19 protein-coding genes are annotated in these 16,582 nt (G+C 69.9%); 9 read left to right on the top strand and 10 right to left on the bottom strand.

The window, feature by feature from the left end:
* The first annotated feature begins 3 nt into the window (after positions 1-3).
* Positions 4-1,197, top strand: a complete 1,194-nt coding sequence (locus G7043_RS11880) for a hypothetical protein (protein ID WP_166045599.1) — start codon at positions 4-6, stop codon at positions 1,195-1,197.
* On the opposite strand, the gene G7043_RS11875 is transcribed toward G7043_RS11880, so the two are convergent.
* On the bottom strand, positions 1,194-2,003 hold the full coding sequence (locus tag G7043_RS11875) for an MBL fold metallo-hydrolase (protein ID WP_313887815.1): 810 nt from the start codon (positions 2,001-2,003) through the stop codon (positions 1,194-1,196). The two genes, G7043_RS11880 and G7043_RS11875, sit on opposite strands and share 4 nt — an antisense overlap.
* Positions 2,000-2,794 (bottom strand): NUDIX hydrolase, encoded by a 795-nt coding sequence (locus G7043_RS11870; RefSeq protein ID WP_166045598.1) that lies wholly within the window; start codon positions 2,792-2,794, stop codon positions 2,000-2,002. The genes G7043_RS11875 and G7043_RS11870 overlap by 4 nt, the downstream gene beginning before the upstream one ends.
* A 39-nt stretch (positions 2,795-2,833) precedes the next feature.
* On the opposite strand from G7043_RS11870, the gene G7043_RS11865 reads away from it, so the two are divergent.
* A complete protein-coding gene (locus G7043_RS11865; RefSeq protein WP_166045597.1) occupies positions 2,834-3,190 on the top strand; it encodes a hypothetical protein in 357 nt (118 codons plus the stop codon).
* A gap of 14 nt (positions 3,191-3,204) precedes the next feature.
* Positions 3,205-4,095: a Gfo/Idh/MocA family protein gene (locus G7043_RS11860; RefSeq protein WP_166045596.1), complete on the top strand. Its 891-nt coding sequence runs from the start codon at positions 3,205-3,207 to the stop codon at positions 4,093-4,095.
* 3 nt (positions 4,096-4,098) lie between these two features.
* Here the strand turns inward: G7043_RS11860 and G7043_RS11855 are convergent, their stop codons facing one another.
* Positions 4,099-4,542, bottom strand: coding sequence for an HIT family protein (locus tag G7043_RS11855; RefSeq protein ID WP_166045595.1), 444 nt, complete (start codon positions 4,540-4,542; stop codon positions 4,099-4,101).
* 71 nt (positions 4,543-4,613) lie between these two features.
* Here G7043_RS11855 and dnaN point away from each other — a divergent pair, with 71 nt between their 5' ends.
* Positions 4,614-5,705: a DNA polymerase III subunit beta gene (gene dnaN / locus G7043_RS11850; protein ID WP_166045594.1), complete on the top strand. Its 1,092-nt coding sequence runs from the start codon at positions 4,614-4,616 to the stop codon at positions 5,703-5,705.
* A gap of 78 nt (positions 5,706-5,783) precedes the next feature.
* On the opposite strand, the gene G7043_RS11845 is transcribed toward dnaN, so the two are convergent.
* The 3 genes from G7043_RS11845 to G7043_RS11835 all read right to left on the bottom strand — a co-directional run bounded on the left by G7043_RS11845 (position 5,784) and on the right by G7043_RS11835 (position 8,466).
* Positions 5,784-7,037, bottom strand: coding sequence for an MFS transporter (locus tag G7043_RS11845; protein ID WP_166045593.1), 1,254 nt, complete (start codon positions 7,035-7,037; stop codon positions 5,784-5,786).
* Positions 7,038-7,371: 334 nt separating this feature from the next.
* Positions 7,372-8,046: a Crp/Fnr family transcriptional regulator gene (locus tag G7043_RS11840; RefSeq protein WP_030477589.1), complete on the bottom strand. Its 675-nt coding sequence runs from the start codon at positions 8,044-8,046 to the stop codon at positions 7,372-7,374.
* A 180-nt stretch (positions 8,047-8,226) separates the two neighbouring features.
* Positions 8,227-8,466: a hypothetical protein gene (locus tag G7043_RS11835; protein WP_030477588.1), complete on the bottom strand. Its 240-nt coding sequence runs from the start codon at positions 8,464-8,466 to the stop codon at positions 8,227-8,229.
* A 136-nt stretch (positions 8,467-8,602) separates the two neighbouring features.
* Between G7043_RS11835 and nth the strand changes: the two genes are divergently transcribed.
* Genes nth through G7043_RS11815 form a run of 4 tightly spaced genes read left to right on the top strand, consistent with a single transcriptional unit; the run spans position 8,603 to position 11,727 of the window.
* Positions 8,603-9,310 (top strand): endonuclease III, encoded by a 708-nt coding sequence (gene nth, locus G7043_RS11830; RefSeq protein ID WP_242642219.1) that lies wholly within the window; start codon positions 8,603-8,605, stop codon positions 9,308-9,310.
* Positions 9,307-9,867, top strand: coding sequence for a TlpA family protein disulfide reductase (locus G7043_RS11825; RefSeq protein WP_166045592.1), 561 nt, complete (start codon positions 9,307-9,309; stop codon positions 9,865-9,867). The genes nth and G7043_RS11825 overlap by 4 nt, the downstream gene beginning before the upstream one ends.
* Positions 9,864-10,523, top strand: coding sequence for an NUDIX hydrolase (locus G7043_RS11820; RefSeq protein WP_166045591.1), 660 nt, complete (start codon positions 9,864-9,866; stop codon positions 10,521-10,523). The genes G7043_RS11825 and G7043_RS11820 overlap by 4 nt, the downstream gene beginning before the upstream one ends.
* A gap of 16 nt (positions 10,524-10,539) precedes the next feature.
* Positions 10,540-11,727: a MarP family serine protease gene (locus G7043_RS11815; RefSeq protein WP_166045590.1), complete on the top strand. Its 1,188-nt coding sequence runs from the start codon at positions 10,540-10,542 to the stop codon at positions 11,725-11,727.
* On the opposite strand, the gene G7043_RS11810 is transcribed toward G7043_RS11815, so the two are convergent.
* Entirely contained in the window at positions 11,645-12,415 is a 771-nt protein-coding gene (locus G7043_RS11810) for a TetR/AcrR family transcriptional regulator C-terminal domain-containing protein (protein WP_166045589.1), read from the bottom strand. The genes G7043_RS11815 and G7043_RS11810 overlap by 83 nt on opposite strands.
* Before the next feature lie 69 nt (positions 12,416-12,484).
* On the opposite strand from G7043_RS11810, the gene G7043_RS11805 reads away from it, so the two are divergent.
* A complete protein-coding gene (locus G7043_RS11805; RefSeq protein ID WP_166045588.1) occupies positions 12,485-13,969 on the top strand; it encodes an FAD-dependent monooxygenase in 1,485 nt (494 codons plus the stop codon).
* Here the strand turns inward: G7043_RS11805 and G7043_RS11800 are convergent.
* Genes G7043_RS11800 through nhaA form a run of 3 tightly spaced genes read right to left on the bottom strand, consistent with a single transcriptional unit; the run spans position 13,941 to position 16,473 of the window.
* Positions 13,941-14,858, bottom strand: a complete 918-nt coding sequence (locus G7043_RS11800) for an alpha/beta fold hydrolase (protein WP_166045757.1) — start codon at positions 14,856-14,858, stop codon at positions 13,941-13,943. The genes G7043_RS11805 and G7043_RS11800 overlap by 29 nt on opposite strands.
* The gene (locus G7043_RS11795; RefSeq protein WP_245848052.1) at positions 14,855-15,310 is read right to left on the bottom strand and encodes a phage holin family protein; all 456 of its coding nucleotides are present in this window, start codon (positions 15,308-15,310) and stop codon (positions 14,855-14,857) included. Before G7043_RS11795 ends, G7043_RS11800 begins: the two co-directional genes overlap by 4 nt.
* Complete coding sequence (gene nhaA / locus G7043_RS11790) at positions 15,307-16,473, bottom strand: Na+/H+ antiporter NhaA (protein ID WP_166045587.1); 1,167 nt, start codon at positions 16,471-16,473, stop codon at positions 15,307-15,309. The genes G7043_RS11795 and nhaA overlap by 4 nt, the downstream gene beginning before the upstream one ends.
* Between the last annotated feature and the right edge of the window lie 109 nt (positions 16,474-16,582).

Raw genomic sequence — 16,582 nt, 5'->3', positions numbered from 1 at the left:
GACGTGACGACGAACGACGGTGTCGGTCTGCCGGTCCGTCTCCACGATCTCCTGCTGTCGATGGCCGGGCGCGTCGATGACGACGCCCTGTCGCAGGCGCGCGAGTTCCTCGCGGTCGGAGAGCTCGACCGCGCGATCGAGATGCTCATCGGCGCACTTCTCGCGGGCAGCATCCCGGTGCTGCCGGACGAGCGTGCCGCCATCACCTGGATCCTCCACGAGGTCCGCTCGGACGGATCGCTGACCGACCGCCTGCCGGTGGTCGAGATGCTGCCGTTCATCCGGCACCGGTTCACCTCCGAGTCGGATCCGACCTCGGACATCGCGGGCCCGCTGACCCGCGCGGTGCAGGTGCTGCCGGACGTGCGCTCGGTGCGCTGCGTCTGGCGTTCCTCACCCGCCGGCTCGACACCGGGTCCGTTGCCGCAGCGCGTGGTGCTGGTGGACATCGGTCCGCAGGGCTTCGCGCCCGCGACCGCCTACCGGGTCGACGCGGTGCTGCGCAAGGTGGGTGTTCGGGCCGCCGTCGAGGTCCTGACCGTCGGCACGCAGCTCAGCGACTACCACGCGTCCGCCGTGACGTCGTCGCGCGCGGTGCCGATCTCCGGCGCCCCGATGGCTTCCCCGCAGTCCCCGCCGCCGCCTCCGTCCCAGCAACCGGCGATGGCCCACGAACCGGCCGCCGCCTGGTTCGACCAGAACGAAGAACTTCCCGCTCCGGCGCCGGTGGCCGAGCCGACACCGGCGCCGGAGCCACTGGAAGAGACCGGCTCACGTCGCACGCGTTCATCGTCGTCGAACCTCGAGGGCTCGCAGCCCTTCCCGCCCAAGCCCGTGAAGCGCATCCCGATCGTGCCGACCGAGGCCGGGATCGAGCTGCTCCCAGGACCCTCGCCGATCGACCGGGCCGAGCTGCTCCCCGAGCCCACGCCGATCAACCGGGCCGAGGTGACCACCGAGCTGAAGCCGGACGAGCTGGCGGCGCTGCAGGCCGCGCTGGCCGAGCCCGCCGAGCCGTCGTCGGTGGACGCGAACCTGAGCGAGCGTGAGCGGGCCCTGCTGCAGCAGCTGCACGAGGAGCTGGCGCAGCGCGAGCAGACCGGCGCGAAGCCCACCGACTCCGGCCGGTGGCAGATCGACCGGTCCTCGTCGCGTCAGTCCGCGTTCGGGGTCACGAACAACGGGCACCAGCCTTAGTAGCCGGTGCGCAGGTACTCCAGCTGGGCCCGCACCGACCACTCGGCGGCGGGCCACAGCACCCTGTCCACGTCCGCGTAGACGACCTCGACGACCTGTCGCGGGGTCGGTGAGCCGCCGAGCGACTCCACGGCCTTGCGGACCTGTTCCAGCCGTTGCGTCCGGTGCGTCAGGTACATCCGTGCGGCCTCGCCCGCGTCCGCGAGTTCGGGGCCGTGGCCGGGCAGCACCGCGGTGTGCTCCGGCAGCTCGGCCAGCAGCTTGAGCGAGGAGAAGTAGTCACCGAGCTTGCCGTCCGGGTGGGCCACGATCGTCGTGCCGCGGCCCAGGACCGTGTCGCCGGTCAGCACCGCCTCACCGTCGATCACGAAGCACAGCGAGTCGCTGGTGTGGCCCGGCGTGCCGAGGACGCGGAGCTCCAGTCCGGCGCTGGTGATCACGTCACCGTCCACCAGGCCTTCCGAGCCGTAGGTGAACGTCGGGTCGAGCGCGCGCACCGGAGCCTTGACCAGTTCGCCGAACTCGCGGGCGCCTTCGGAGTGGTCCGGGTGGCCGTGCGTCAGCAGGATCTCGGCGATCGGGCCGACCGCGGCGACGCGCTTCAGGTGGGCCTCGTCGAGCGGTCCGGGATCGATGACGACGTACTCGTCCGCGTCCGGGGCCTTGAGCAGCCACGTGTTCGTGCCGTCGAGCGTCATCGGGGACGGGTTGTCCGCGAGCAGCACGGCGGCGTGCGCGGTCACCTGGCGGAGTTCGCCGTAGCGGGGATGCGCGGCGCGGGCGCCGATCAGCGGGGAGCCGCTCACTGGAACACCACCCGGATCACGTCGCCGTCGCGGATGAGCTTGGGGATGATCTTCTCGACGCTGCGCTCCTCGGCCATGACCTTCTCCACGGTCCCGTGAGCGCCCACCTCCTCGAGGGTGCGCCAGGTGGGTGGCATGAGCATCCGGCGGCCCTCCTGGGCGTCCTGGACGGCCTCCGCGGGCCTCTGCCACGAGGCGTCGGAGGCCTCGGTGGTCTCACCGTCGGCGCGTTGCCCGGTCGGCAGAGCGGCGACGAAGAAGCGGGTGTCGTAGCGGCGGGGTTCCTCGTAGGGGGTGACCCAGTTGGCCCACGGCCGCAGGAGATCGGCTCGCAGGACGAGGTCGTTGGCCGCGAGGAACTGGGCCAGCGAGATCTCGCGGTCGACCAGTTGCCGCCGGGCGTCCGAATAGGTCGACGTGTCCGCGACGACCGAGTTGGCGTCGGGCCCGGCGAGCAGGACGCCGGACTCCTCGAAGGTCTCGCGGACCGCCGCGCACACGAAGGCACGGGCCGTGGCCGCGTCCACGCCGAAGACCTCGGCCCACCACTGAGGTTCGGGACCTGCCCACGCGACGGACGTGTCGGCGTCGCGCTGATCGACCCCACCGCCGGGGAAGACGGTCATGCCGCCCGCGAACGCCATGCCCTTCACGCGGCGCAGCAGGAAGGCCTCCAGGCCGTCGCTGCCGTCCCTGAGCAGGACCACGGTGACGGCGTCGCGGGCCTGCACGGGTTGAGCGGCCGGCGAGGTGGGTACCAGGTTTCCCGGCAAGGTCATGTCGTCGGGCATTCTCCGAGCGTACGACCGCGCTTACCCGAGGATGGTGTGATGGCGACGAAGGTCTCCGGCTGTCTGGTCCAGATCCTGCTGTTCCTGCTCGGCGCCGTGCTGGGCACCGGCCTGACCGCCGTGGCGGGCGTGGTGATGTTCGTGCCCGACCGCACGACCGTGATCAGCGTCGATCCCACGGCGACCGCTCCGGGCGTGTACGTGAAGAAGGTCGAACGGCTGGTGGGCGGCACCTACTACGAGATCTGGCTCGGCCCGTCGCCGGACCGCGGTCACGTCGTGACGGTGCCCAACGGCTGGGAACACGACCCGGACCGCGAGACGACCAGCGACGGCATGCGGCTCAGGTTCGACAACGGGGGCGAGATCTTCGTGCCCAAGGCCAGTTACTCCTGAGGCAGGATGGGCGAGTGGACGAACAGCTGCGCGTAGGACTTGTCGGTGCCGGCCCGTGGGCTCAGATGATTCACGCCCCCGGCATCGCGAACCACCCCGGCACGACGCTGACCGGCGTCTGGGCCCGGCGCGCCGAGGCGGCAGGGGAACTGGCCGTCGCACACGGCGCGGAGCCGTTCGAGGACTACACCGCGATGCTGTCCACTGTGGACGCCGTGGCGTTCTGCGTGCCGCCGGCCGTGCAGGGCCCGATGGCGATCGAGGCCGCCAACGCGGGCAAGCACGTGATCCTGGAGAAGCCGATCGCCGAGTCGGTGGAGGTGGCCGAAAACCTTGCCGCCGCAGTGTCTTCCGCCAACGTCGCGTCGCTGGTCGTCCTGACCCGCCGCTACGCCCCGGAAACCAAGGAACTGCTGGCCCAGCTGCACCGCACGGGCGGCTGGACCGGCGCGGACGGCCGCTGGCTGACCGGCGCCCTGCTGGACGGCCCGTTCTCGAACTCCCCGTGGCGCCACGAGAAGGGCGCGCTGGACGACATCGGCCCGCACGCGTTCGACCTGCTCGACGCGGCCCTGGGCGAGATCACCGACGTGATCGCGGCGAACGTGTCCGAGACCGGCCTGTGGCAGCTGATCCTGCAGCACGCGGGTGGCGCCACGAGCACCCTGTCGATGACTCTCTCGTTGCCGCTGCAGCCACCGTTCGCGGGCTTCACGGTGTACGGCCCCAACGGCCATCGCACGCTCAACAGCCGTGACACGTCCGCCCAGGACTGCTTCACGAACCTGCTCGACGACTTCGTGGCCATGGTGCACAGCGGCACCACAACGCATGAGTGCGACGTGAGGCGCGGTCTGCACCTGCAGCGCGTCATCGACCTGGCGCGGCGCAAAGCGGAGGCCTGACGGCTAGAAGCGCGTCCTCAGCCGCGCGCACAGGTCGGCGGCGTCACCGGTTGGTGCTTCCGGCCAATCCTCGTCCCACGGCACCTCGTCCGGCGTCCCTCGATGCCGGACGAACACGTGCTGGTGGAAGTGCGCGACCGCCCGCCCGACAACAGCCGAGAAGACGAACTCGGGATCCAGTTCGGCTCGCAGCCCGACAGCCACCAGCCGGACCGCCCGAGCCACGGCCTCCGCCTCGGCGACCGTGAGCAAGTCCAGGGTTGCGACGTGTCGGCGCGTCTCCACGAACAGGTGTCCCAGCACCTCACCCGGTTGGTGTGAGACGACGACGAGGTCGTCTTCGAACACCACCGGGCCGGCCAGCGGTCCCGAACCCCGGTGCTTGGCGCAGATCAAGCACTCGTCCGGCACCCGCTGGAACGACGCGCTTCCGCTTCGTTCCGCCATCTCGCCATCTTGGCACCGGGCCGCGACGAGGGCGCCGAAAATTGTCAGGGGTGCCCGCTAGCTTCCCGGGCATGGACCTCACCGCCACGACAGCCGAGCTCGCCGGCGCCGCCGCCGAGGTGGCGCGGCTGCTGCCCACCCGCGTGCTCGACCCGGTGCTGGCCGGGCTTCGCCTCCGGGCCGGCACCGATGTGGAGATCGCGGGCAGCGACCAGGAGCACGGCGTGCGTCTCACGGCCCGTGCGACGGTCCACACCGAGGGCGAGGTGCTCGTGCCGGCGAAGCCGCTGGCCGCGACCCTCCAGGCCCTCGACGAGCCGCAGGTCCGGCTCAAGGTCGAAGGTCAGCGGCTGGCGATTCGCACGCCCACGTCGAGGTTCGCGATCCCGCTCCTCGACCTGTTCGACCACCCCGGCATCCCAGAACTGCCGCCACTGCAGGGTTCCATCGACGCCGACCGGCTCAAGGTGATCGCGGCGGTGGCGGGCGCGGCGTCGAAGGACGACGCGTTGCCGATCTTCACCGGCATCCGGATCCAGTCGGACCCCCACAAGCTGCACGTGATGGCGACGGATCGCTATCGCATGGCGTACGCCACATTCCCGTGGGAACAAGAAGGTCAACTAGACCTGTTGGTACCAGCGAAGCCGCTCGTGGAAGCGGCACGGCAAGCCCACGGCCCGGTCGCGCTGCACGCCAACGCGGACCGCATCGGCCTCGCCTGGGCCGACAACTCGATCTCCACCGCACTCCTGGCCGCTCCGTTCCCGGACGACCGAGCGCGCCGACTCCTGGAGGCAGTCATCGACAGCACGGTGCTCGTGGACGCGGACGCGCTGGCTCGCGCCGTCCGCCGAGCAACCCCGTACGGCGGCCCGCGGCAGGCGGTGACGCTCCAGGTCGAGGACTCGGAGCTGCGCGTCAAGGGCAGCGACCCGCAGCAGGGCGAGTCCGAGGAGTTCGTCAAGGCCACCGTCGAGGGCGACCACCTGACCAAGACGTTCCAGGCCCGCTACCTGGCTGAGGCGCTGAAGGCGTTCTCCGGCCGCCGGATCGAGCTGAAGATCCAGGACGGCCTGCGCTCCACCGTGCTCACCTCGCCCCCGGGCGAAGACGGCGTAGAGCTCACCTACCTCGTCGTCCCGATGCGCTCGGTCGCCTGACGCTCAGCAAAGCCATGGGGGGCACATTCATGGACCTCAGGTCCATGAATGTGCCCCCATGGCTTTCCCGCGTGCGGCTCAGCGAGCGGCGAGGTCCATTTCGGAGCGAGAAGGCAGCGGCTCGGGCGTCGGGACGCCACGACGGACCGTGCCGCGCAGCAGCCACACCGCGAGCGCGATCAGCAGCCCGGCCACGCCCGAGGCGATGAACGCCGGCCGCGTGCCGAAGTGCTCGATCAGCTGACCGGACAGGCCCTGACCGATGGCGAGGCCGACGGTCACCGAGGTGATCACCCAGCCGAACGCCTCCGCGGCCATGCCGGACGGCGTGACCTGCTCGATCGCTGCGGAGTGCGCGGTCGACTGCGGCGTGATCAGCGTGCCGACCAGGAACAACGCGACGCCGAGCCCGATCAGCGTGGCGGGGATCGCCAGCAGGAACGCGAGCAGCGCGAAGCCACCCAGCAGTACCGGCAGGCGCAGGTGCATCGGACGCGGCCACGGGCGCATGCCGTAGAGCACGCCGAAGATCACCGAGCTGATCGACCACAGCGACAGCATCAGGCCACCCATCGACGCCTGGCCCGCCGCCTTCGCGAACGCCGGCACGGCCACCTCGACGAACCCGATGGTCACGCCGAAGCCGAGTGCCGCCAGCGCCACCGTGCGCATGCCGGGGTAGGCGAACGCACCGAGCAGCGGACGAGGCGCCTGCAGCACCGGGCCCCACGCGCGCACGACCGGGTTCGTGGCGAACCACAGCGCACCCACGACCATCAGCACGGCACCGACGACCACGCCGGTGCCCGCCCACGGCGCGGCCAGCAGCAGACCGGCGAGACCCGGTCCGAGGATGAAGAAGACCTCCATGCTGATCGCCTCGTAGGCGTAGGCCGCCATGCGCGTCGGACCGGCCGGCACCATCCGCTCCCACAGCGCCCGCGACGCCGAGCCCACCATCGGCTCGGTCGCGCCGACGCCGAGAGCCAGCGGGACCAGCACGAACACCGGCGAACCGGCCTCGACGGCGAGCACCGAGACCGTCACGAACACGGCGAACAGGGCCGTCACGACCATCAGCGGGCGGGTGGGACCGAAGCGGTCCATCAGCCGGCCCTGGACGACGGAACCCATCGCCACACCCACGAGCGCCGCCGCCGACACCATCCCGGCGACCGCGAACGACCCCGTCGCGCGCTCCACGTAGAGCAGCAGCGAGAGCCCGACCATCGCGATCGGGAGGCGGGCGAGCAGAGACGCGACCACGGGGCCGCGCATGCCGGGGGTCGTCAGGGCAGCACGGTAGTCGGAGAGACGAGCGGAGTGGGACATGTGTACCAGTATGCCAAACCTGGTACGGCTGTACCAGATCAGGTGCCCAGGGTCACCACGGTTGCGATTAGGTCACAGGAATGGGATGACCGGGTGAAAGATGCAACGAATCGGCCACGTACGAGGTCCTTGAGGGTGAAAGGGCTTGAGCGGTCGGGGTGGAGACGTGCGAAAGTTGACTCATCCACCGAGACCAACCTCTGGCTTGAGGGTCGGGGCCTACGCGCCAGAGGGATGGAAGGCACGGTTCGTCGGGGGATGGGCCGTGCAACGCAAAGGACCGGTGCGCCACGTCGGGGGTGGCGCCCGGTCCTTTGTGTTCTGCGAAAGATCTCTAACGGGCGCGGCGCGCGAGGCGCTCCGGGTCCAGGATCAGCACGCTCTTGCCTTCGAGCCGCAGCCAGCCGCGGTGCGCGAAGTCGGCGAGCGCCTTGTTCACGGTCTCGCGGGACGCGCCGACGAACTGGGCGATCTCCTCCTGCGTCAGGTCGTGCGTGACGCGGAGCAGACCGGCCTCCTGCGAGCCGAAGCGCTGCGCGAGCTGCAGCAACGCCTTGGCGACGCGGCCGGGCACGTCCGTGAAGATCAGGTCGGCCAGCATGGAGTTCGTCCGGCGCAGCCTGCGGGCCAGGGCCCTCAGCAACTGCTCGGCGATCTCCGGCCGGTTGGTGATCCACTGCCGGAGCGCGGGGCGGTCCATGGACACCGCGCGCACCTCGGTCACCGTCGTCGCGGTCGACGTGCGGGGGCCGGGATCGAAAATGGACAGTTCGCCGAACATGTCGGAGGGCCCGAAGATCCCCAACAGGTTCTCGCGGCCGTCCGGCGACTTGCGGCCGATCTTCACCTTGCCGGACTGGATGATGTACAGGCGATCGCCCGGCTCACCCTCCGCGAAGATCACGTGGCCACGCGGGAACTCCACCGTCTCCAGGGTCGTCGCCAGCGCCTCTGCGGCTGCCGGGTCCACCCCCTGGAAGATGCCCGCTCGCGCCAGGGTCTCGTCCACCTCGTCCCTCCTAATCGACGCGACGGCACGCCTACCACCATCTTTGGTGGAGTCAGCGCCGTGCCGCCGATCACTGCGTTGCAGTCTAAGGGCTGTGTAGTGGATCGCCGTTCGGCTCGCCGTCTCACTAGGAACAACCAGCACTGACTCGATCCAGCCCGACGGGCCAGTCTACGCCATCTAGCGGACTCGCTTGCGCGCACCGCCGCGGCCACGGCGACGGAGGCGGAACATGTCGAGTGCGCGACCGATGCCGTGTCCGTAGAGCGCCTTGACCTCTTCGGGCCGGGCGGACTCCAGGAACTCCTCGACCTCGTTCTCCTGCACGGCAACGTGCCGGAGCTTCGCTTCGACGCGCTCCATGAAGAGCGCGAAGAACATGATCACGATCGGTACGACGATCACAAGCCAGGCAGTCATGATGCTCCGCAGTGTGGCGCAAGTGGGATTCGAGTACGCGTCTAGGGGTGGGTTACGGCGTGTTGACTACGCTGGTTCAGTGCCCGCAACCAAGAAACCGGAAACCAAGCTCGGCCTGACCCGCAGGGCCCGCCGGATGGTGCGCGTGCTTGCCGAGGGATACCCCGACGCGCACTGCGAGCTGGACTTCACCACGCCGTTGGAGCTGATCGTGGCGGTGGTGTTGTCCGCGCAGTGCACCGACAAGAAGGTCAACGAGGTCACTCCCGCGCTCTTCGCGAAGTACCCGACGGCCGCCGACTACGCCGGCGCCGACCGGGTCGAACTCGAAGAGATGATCCGCCCGACCGGTTTCTACCGGAACAAGGCGACGTCTCTGATGGGTCTCGGTGCCGCCCTTGTGGAGCAGCACGACGGTGTGGTTCCGGGCAAGCTGGAAGAGCTGGTCAAGCTTCCTGGTGTAGGACGCAAGACGGCCAACGTGGTTCTAGGCAACGCGTTCGATGTGCCGGGCATCACAGTCGACACCCACTTCGGCCGTCTCGTCCGCCGCTGGGGCTGGACCGACCTGGAGGACGCGGTCAAGGTCGAGCACGCGATCGGCGAGCTCATCGAGAAGCGCGACTGGACGATGGCCTCGCACTGGATCATCTTCCACGGCCGCCGCGTCTGCCACGCCAAAACGCCTGCTTGCGGCGCATGCCTGCTGATGAAGGACTGCCCATCGTACGGCCTCGGTCCGGAAGATCCGGACAAGGCGGCCAAGCTCGTGAAGGGCGACGAGAAGCCGCACCTGATCGAGCTCGCCGAGCGGGTTCGTGCGGGTGAGAAGCTGGTTGGGTGAACAACCGCACGCGCTGGCTGGTCCTCGTGCTCGTCCTCGGCGTCGCGGGTGTCGTAGCGCTGTGGCCCCGTGACAAAACGCCGGGGCCGTTGCCCACGCCGTCCCGTCCGTCGCAGGACGTGTCGGCGTTGCGCGCGCAGGCCCAGCTACGGCCGTGCGTGCCGGGCGAACAGGGCGGTGTCGACGTGACATGTCTCGGCGACGGCACCCGGACGGCCCTCGCGCTGAAGGGGCCGCTCCTGATCAACTTCTGGGCGACCTGGTGCCAGCCGTGCCAGGAGGAGCTGCCCGTGCTGGACACGTATGCGAAGCAACCAGGTGCCGTCCCGGTCGTCCCAGTTCTTGTGGAGAGCAGGGAAGCCGACGGCCTCGAACTGCTCGCCCGGCTCGGCGTGCGGCTGCCCTCGGTCTACGACGGGGCGGACGAGCTGCGCAAGCGGTTCAAGGCGCCGAACAGGCTGCCCGCCACGTACTACATAGCAGCAGACGGTCAGATCCGGCAGATCACGGATCCACCGTTCAGTGCGCCCGAGCAGGTGGAAAAGGCGGTTCGATGACGGAGGCGACAGAGCCACCCGACTGGATGCAGCGCCTGGCCAAGGCCACCGACCAGATCGACGCGCAGACGTTCATGCGGGTCCCGCGCGCTCCCTCCGAGGGGGTGCGCAAGGCGTCCGTGCTGATGTTGTTCGGCGAGGACGAGAACCACGGCCCGGACGTGTTGTTGCTGCGCCGATCGGACACGCTCGGCTCGCATCCGGGTCAGGTCGCGTTCCCCGGCGGGGCGGCCGACGACACCGACGACGGCCCGGTGGGCACCGCATTACGCGAGGCTTACGAGGAGACGGGTGTACTTGCGTCAGGAGTGAGACCGCTCGCCCTGTTGCCGGAGCTGTACGTGCCGGTGTCCGGGTTCGTGGTCACGCCCGTGCTCGCCTACTGGGAACAGCCGAGCCCCGTCGCACCTGTCGACCCGGCGGAGACCGCCGCCGTCGCGCGGGTGCCCGTCGCGCACCTCGCCGATCCTGCGAACCGGTTCCGGGTGCGTCACCCTGCGGGTTACGTCGGAGCGGCCTTCTCCGCGCCGGGCATGCTGGTGTGGGGCTTCACCGCGGGGTTGATCAACGGCCTGATCGCACTCGGCGGCTGGGAACAGCCGTGGGATGCGACGGATGTGCGTGACCTTGAACTAGCGTTGCGCGCTACAGAGTGAGGCGGAGGTTTTCGGGTTGAACTGGGTTGACCTGCTCGTGCTGGGCCTTGCCGCGATCGCCGCGGTGTCCGGGGCCAGGCAAGGCATGGTCGTCGCGCTGCCCGCGTTCGTCGGTGTGCTCGTCGGCCTGATCCTGGGCACGCAGATCGCACCGTTGCTGGTGTCCCAGTTCGAGAACGTCGTCACGAAGGTCGTGTTCGCGGTCGGCATCGTGGTGCTGCTCGTGGCGCTGGGCGAGACGATCGGCGTCTACATCGGCCGGACGATCAAGGCACGGGTCAACGCGTCGCCGTTGCGCGGCGCGGACAACGCCCTGGGGGCGATCGTGCAGGGCCTGGTCGTCTTCGTCGTGGCGTGGATGATCGCGCTCCCGCTGACGTCGGTCGTGGGCCTGCCGGACCTGACGAAGTCGCTCAACCAGTCGGTGATCCTCGGCAAGGTCAACGACACCATGCCGCAGGCCGCCCGGGTGCTGTCGCAGGACCTGCAGAACCTCTTCGACGTCTCGGGCTTCCCGCAGGCGATGGATCCGTTCAACCGAACGCCGCTCAAGGAGGTCGAGCCGCCGAACGACCAGCTCGCGAACTCCCCGGTCGCGACCCGGTTGAAGTCGTCCGTGCTGAAGATCCGCGGTCGGGCGCCCTCGTGCTCGCGTGCCCTGGAAGGCACCGGGTTCGTGATCGCGCCGGAACGCGTCATGACCAACGCGCACGTCGTCGCCGGCACCAACGAGGTCACGGTCGAGGTCGGCCGCGGCCAGTTCGACGCGACGGTCGTCGCCTACGACCCCCGCACGGACATCGCCGTGCTGGCGGTTCCGGACCTGGAGGCCACGCCACTGCAGTTCCGCACCGACGCGGTGCAGCCGGGCGAGGACGGCATCGTGCTCGGCTACCCGCTGGACGGCCCGTACAAGGCCTCACCGGCCCGTGTCCGCGAGCGGATCGAGCTGCTGCGCGGCCCGGACATCTACGACGCCCAGACGGTCACGCGCGACGTCTACACGGTTCGCGCCGAGGTCCGCTCCGGCAACTCCGGTGGCCCGCTGGTCGACCCGAACGGCCGGGTGATGGGCGTGGTCTTCGGTGCCGCGGTCGACGACCCGGAGACCGGGTTCGTGCTCACCGCCCAGCAGGTGCAGTCGTTGGTGCAGAAGGCGCCGACGCTGACCCGCCGGGCGTCGACCCAGGGGTGTGCCTCGTAGCGATGCCGTCGAGCACGTAGCTCAGACCGGTGTCGAACATCGCTCCCACGTTGGTGTGGTCGGCGTCGTACACGACCTTGGCGAGCATCGGGAACTTCCCGGTCGCCAGCACCCGCTCGATGTACGGGCCGGACGCCCGCTGCCACTGCTCCTCGGTCATGCCGCTCGACTGCTCGGCGCGGGCCTCGGCGATCTCGCCGCGGACCGCGCCGTGGACGAACGCCATCACAGCGCCGACCGCGCCCAGGACGTGGTCGATGGTCGGGAACTCCGGCTTGCCGTCGAGCGTGGCCAGTGACGCCTCGATGTGCTTCAGCGAGTTCGGGCCCTGGTGCGGGCGGCCGCCGAGCAGGTCGACGAACCACGGGTGCCGCCTCGCCGCCGCGCGGATGCCGTGGGCGATCCGGGTCAGGGCGGCGCGCCACTCGGTGCCGGGCTCGGGCAGCGCGATCTCGCCGTAGATCTCGTCGACCATGAGGTCGAGCAGCTCGTCCTTGGTCTCGATGTAGCCGTAGAGGCGCATCGGACCGGCGTTGAGCGCGCCCGCGACCTTGCGCAGCGACACCTCGTCGAGTCCGCCCTCGTCGGCGAGCCTGATCGCGGCCTGCACGATCAGTTCCCTGCTCAACGGGGTCGGTGACGGCTTGCTGGGCGGCTCTGGGCGGTCCCACACGAGTTCGTTCGACATCGGACCGGACGATACACCGTCTGTCTGCGATACAGTGTATTGACCAATACGGTGTATCGGGAGGATGCGATGAAGACTTCGGTGCTGGTGGTGGGCGGGGGACTGGCCGGGACGTCGGCCGCGATGTTCCTGGCGTGGCGCGGGGTGGCAGTCACCCTGGTGGAGAAGCATCCGGGCAGCTCACCGCACCCGCGGGCGGTCGGCTTCAACGCTCGGGTGGGCGAGTTGCTGCGGGCGGTCGGACTGGAGGCCGAGCTGCCGCCGAGCCAGGTGACGAAGGGCTTCGGCGTCCGGCGGGTCCGCGCGGAGAGCCTGATCGGGAAGAAGTACGACGAGACCTTCTGGTCGCCACCGGCGCAGCTCTCGGACGTCGAGTACTCGCCCTGCAAGGGCGTGGCGCTGGCCCAGGACCGGATGGAACCGATCCTGCGGGACAAGGCTCGCGAACTCGGCGCGGACATCCGCATGAGCACCCGGATGCTGGAGTTCTCCCAGGACGACGACGGCGTCGCGGCGATCGTCCAAGGCGACGGCGAGCCGTACGAGATCCGCGCCGACTACCTGATCGCGGCGGACGGCCACCGCAGCCCGATCCGGGAGGCCCTCGGCATCGGCCGCACCGGACGCGGGTACATGCACACCTCCCGCAGCGTGCTGTTCCGCGCGTCGCTGGACGAGTACCTGAAGGACGGGGTCGGCCAGTTCCTCATCGACGACGTCGGGTTCCTGACCACCTACGGCGACGGGCGCTGGGTCCTGATGCTCGAGGACCGCGAGTACGACGAGGCCGAGCTGCGGCAGAAGATCTTCCAGGCGATCGGCCGCGACGACCTGGACGTGGAGATCATCACCACCGGCCGCTGGACGATCTCGGCGGCCGTCGCCGACCAGTTCTCGAAGGGCCGGATCCTCCTGGCGGGCGACGCCGCGCACACGTTGCCGCCGAGCCGTGGCGGGTTCGGGGCGAACGTCGGCATCGAGGACGCGCACAACCTCGCCTGGAAGCTCGCCGCCGTGCTCAACGGCGAGTCACGTCCGTCCCTCTTGGACACCTACGACGCGGAACGGCGCCCGGTCGCGTTGCTGTGCCACCAGCAGATCTTCGCGCGCAACGACGGCCACAACCGCGACGGCGAACCGGTGGACGCGCCGCTGTACGACAACAACGCGATGCACTACGGCGTGCTCTACCGGTCGGCCGCGGTGCTCGGCGCCGGCCCGGAACTGCCGCCGGCCCAGCTCCCCGAGCAGTGGCACGGCCAGCCGGGGACGCGGGCCCCGCACGCGTGGATCGAGCCCGGCAGGTCCACTTTGGACCTGTTCCAACGCGGCTGGGTGCTCGTCGCGGACCACCCGCAGTGGGAGGAGGCCGCGACGCCGCTGGGCGTCCAGTACGAACGGATCGAGCAACTGGAGGTGTTCGGGCTGTCCGAGAAGGGCGCTTCGCTGGTCCGGCCGGACGGCTACATCGCCTGGCGCTCGGTCGATCTGCCGGACGACCCGGCGGGGGCGCTGGCGGCCGCGTTCAGGACGTCTTCTGCAGGAACTCGGTGATCAGCCTGCTCGTGGTGTGGGACGCCTCCTGGTTCGGGAAGTGCCCCACCTCGGGCAGGCTCCGGAACTCCGACCCCGGCCCGAGCCACTGCCGCGAGTCGCGGGCGGAGGACTCGAGCGTGATCGGGTCGAGCGCCCCGTGGATCTGCAGCACCGGCACCTGCATCGGCTTGTCGACGGCCTCAGTGAACCGGCGGCCGTCGCTGCGGAGCTGCGAGCGCACCGCCCAGCGGTAGTACTCCATCGCGCTGTGGGCGACGCCCGGGATCGTCATCGCCTGCCGGCAGCGGCGGATGACCTCGTCGAACTCGGGCGCCGACCGCCACTTCGGACCGGACCAGGCGGACAGCAGCCGGGCGACCTGCATGGCGTTCTCGCCGGTCAGCCACCGTTCCGGGTAGATCGGCAGCTGGAACCGCAGCACGTGCGAGTTCACCCGCGGATGCCGGCGGAACGCCTGGCGCATCGCCAGCGGGTGCGGTGCGGACAGCACCGAGATCGACGAGACCAGCCGCGGGTGGACCGCGCCGACCGTCCAGGCGATGGCGCCGCCCCACGCGTGACCCACCAGGTGTGCGCGCTGGGCGCCGAGCGCCTTGATCAGGCCCGCGATGTCACCGCCGAGCGTGTAGCCGTCGTAGCCGCGTGGGGGTTTGTCCGAGTCGCCGTACCCGCGGAGATCGACGGCCACCGCGCGGTAGCCGGCCTCTGCCAGTGCCGTCAGCTGGTGCCGCCACGACCACCAGAACTCGGGGAACCCGTGCAGGAGCAGCACGAGCGGTCCCTCGCCGAGTTCGGCGACGTGCAGGCGGATGCCGTTGGCCGACACGTCGCGGTGCGTCCACGGACCCGCGACCCGCACCACCGACGGGTCGGGTTTGCGGCTCAGTTGTCGTCGCCCCTGCTCTTGGTGTCCCGCTGGGTGAGGGCCGCGACGGTGTCCTTCGCGGCCGCGATCGACTTCTCCGGCGCCCTGATCTTCTTCAGCTTGCGCACGCCGAGCAGGACCAGGAGCCCGGTCGCCACGAGCATCACGACGAACACGAGCCCGAAGCCCGCCCACCTGGGCCAGCCCCACCACTCGGAGAACCCGAACCCGAGGGCCATGAAGAGGAAGAACAGGCTGAAGCAGAGCACCGTGAGAGCGGCGATCAGGTAGGCGCTGCCGAACGCGCCCTTCTTGAGCTCCTTGACGAGCTCGCCCTTGGCGAGTTCGACCTCTGCTCTGACCAGAGTCGACATGTGCGCGGTCGCGTCACGAACGAGGCCACCGATCGATGCCTCGGCGGTCGGGTCGTCTGCGGTCAGCGGAATCGACGCAATGTGCTCCCTGGTGGTCACCCGGACATCGTGCCATGCGCCCGGCTGCGGCGAATGAGCAACACCGCGGCGAGCAGCGACGAGATCATCGAGGCGATCAGCACGGCGGCCTTGGCGGTCTCGGGCTGGTCGAGTGAGAGGTCCGCGATCAGCAGGCTCACCGTGAACCCGACCCCGCCCAGCACCGCCACCGCGAAGATGTCCCGCGGTCCGGCGCCGGACGGCCAGACCGCCGCCTTGAACCACACCGCGAGCGCCGAGGCCCCCACGATCCCGATCACCTTGCCGACGACGAGCCCGACGATCACGCCGATCGCGATCTTGTCCGCGAAGAGCCTGCCCAGCGCTTCGGCGCCGACCGGCACGCCCGCCGCGAACAGCGCGAACACCGGCACCGCCACCCCGGCCGACCACGGCTGCAGCCGGTGTTCGAGCCGGACCGCGGGGGCTTCCTGCTCGTACGGGTCGCGCTTCACCCGCGTGAGCAACGCCAGCGCGACGCCGGCGATCGTGGCGTGGATGCCCGACTCGTGCATGAACCACCAGGTGGCGAGCGCGATCGGCACGTAGAGCCAAACGCTGGTGACCCGCTTGTGCTGCAGGAACCAGTACAGCGCGAGCAGCAGCACGACGGCCCCCGCCGCGAGCAGGTTGAAGTGCGCCGTGAACAGGATCGCGATCACGACGATCGCACCCAGGTCGTCCACCACGGCCAGCGAGAGCAGGAAGACCCGCAGGCTCGACGGCAGCCCGGACGCCGTCAACGCCAGCACCCCCAACGCGAACGCGATGTCCGTCGCCACCGGAATCGCCCAGGCCTTCTCGATCCCCGGCTGGCCCCAGCCGATCGACAACGCGATCAGCGCCGGCACGATCATCCCGCCGATCGCCGCGACCACCGGCAGGATCGCCGCCTTGAACTCCGACAGCTCGCCGACGACCAGTTCGCGCTTCAGTTCGAGACCAGCGACGAAGAAGAAGATGGCGAGCAGTCCGTCCGTGGCCCACTCGCCGACGGTCAACGGTCCGGCGTGCAGGTCCCGCAGCCCGAAGTAGGCGGGGGAGAGCGGTGAATTGGCCCAGATCAGCGCTATGGCGGTCGCTGCGAGCAGCACGGTGCCACCGACGGTTTCCGTGCGGAGGTAACGGGCGAACTCGGCGGCAACGGCCTTCTTGCGCGACACAGGGCTCCTAGGGCGGTCAGCAGGTACGGCAAATCCTCGTGCCGACCAGACTTCCCGGCTCACCCTGTTGCGATCTTAACGCGAACGGGCGCCCTCGAGTGAGGACGCC

Origin of the sequence: Lentzea alba, assembly GCF_011067745.1 — a bacterium.
GTDB classification, from domain to species: domain Bacteria; phylum Actinomycetota; class Actinomycetes; order Mycobacteriales; family Pseudonocardiaceae; genus Lentzea; species Lentzea alba.
This window is presented reverse-complemented; position numbering and strand designations above follow the sequence as displayed.

Bases quoted from the DNA above. Each gene is read 5' to 3' on its own strand.
- G7043_RS11820 (WP_166045591.1), top strand. From the start codon at position 9,864: ATGACGGAGGCGACAGAGCCACCCGACTGGATGCAGCGCCTGGCCAAG.
- G7043_RS11870 (WP_166045598.1), bottom strand. From the start codon at position 2,794: ATGCCCGACGACATGACCTTGCCGGGAAACCTGGTACCCACCTCGCCG.
- G7043_RS11865 (WP_166045597.1), top strand. From the start codon at position 2,834: ATGGCGACGAAGGTCTCCGGCTGTCTGGTCCAGATCCTGCTGTTCCTG.
- nth (WP_242642219.1), top strand. From the start codon at position 8,603: ATGGTGCGCGTGCTTGCCGAGGGATACCCCGACGCGCACTGCGAGCTG.
- dnaN (WP_166045594.1), top strand. From the start codon at position 4,614: ATGGACCTCACCGCCACGACAGCCGAGCTCGCCGGCGCCGCCGCCGAG.
- G7043_RS11835 (WP_030477588.1), bottom strand. From the start codon at position 8,466: ATGACTGCCTGGCTTGTGATCGTCGTACCGATCGTGATCATGTTCTTC.
- G7043_RS11855 (WP_166045595.1), bottom strand. From the start codon at position 4,542: ATGGCGGAACGAAGCGGAAGCGCGTCGTTCCAGCGGGTGCCGGACGAG.
- G7043_RS11805 (WP_166045588.1), top strand. From the start codon at position 12,485: ATGAAGACTTCGGTGCTGGTGGTGGGCGGGGGACTGGCCGGGACGTCG.
- G7043_RS11810 (WP_166045589.1), bottom strand. From the start codon at position 12,415: ATGTCGAACGAACTCGTGTGGGACCGCCCAGAGCCGCCCAGCAAGCCG.
- G7043_RS11845 (WP_166045593.1), bottom strand. From the start codon at position 7,037: ATGTCCCACTCCGCTCGTCTCTCCGACTACCGTGCTGCCCTGACGACC.